This is a genomic window from Bartonella queenslandensis AUST/NH15 (assembly GCF_000312585.1).
GTDB classification, from domain to species: Bacteria; Pseudomonadota; Alphaproteobacteria; order Rhizobiales; family Rhizobiaceae; genus Bartonella; species Bartonella queenslandensis_A.
Window position 1 is genome coordinate 1 of sequence record NZ_HE998041.1, and the last position, 577, is coordinate 577.

General features: G+C 36.7%; 1 pseudogene. It reads right to left on the bottom strand.

Features of this window, described 5'->3' with window-relative positions:
* A pseudogene (locus tag BN338_RS13585) lies at positions 1-86 on the bottom strand (DNA adenine methylase); the annotation flags it as partial.
* Positions 87-577 lie beyond the last annotated feature (491 nt).

The following is a 577-nucleotide window of genomic DNA, read 5'->3' on the forward strand; positions in this document are numbered from 1 at the left end:
TGATTATTTGAAGAGCATGTATAAGATGTGGTGACCTCTTTTATCTTAAATGGGCTAAAGGTTTTGCGGATCTCGGGCACATTATTAAAAAGAGAAGCGTTTAAAAATTCGGTCAACTCGACCGAATTTCTCTTCAATCTGCAATTGTGCAATGTTTACACTATTTCTCATTTTAGCAATTGATGCAACTTGCACCAGTTCCTCACCTCCACACAAAAGTGCGAACTTTTGATTTTGATCTCAATACTCTTCAACACCGATCAAAGGGTTAAGTCGATCCTTTGATTTTCTGTTTCTCGTAAGTTTAATCTTCCCATGATTCCTTTCCCTTATCTGGTGCTTCAAGGGTGGTTTCTGTTGTGTATCCGCTTTGTTTCTCATAACAAAGCAGCTTTCTGTACTTTTATGTCATGGGCAACCTACGCATTAATTTTTAACCATGTTTCCCTGTTAAATAGCCGATTATCATCACCAGAATTGCAAACGCTATGGTTGAGGATCAGCTTATGGTGATAGCAGTATAAATTTTTATAAGAAACTTTTCTTTCATGGACCAATCCATTAACGTATTATAAGA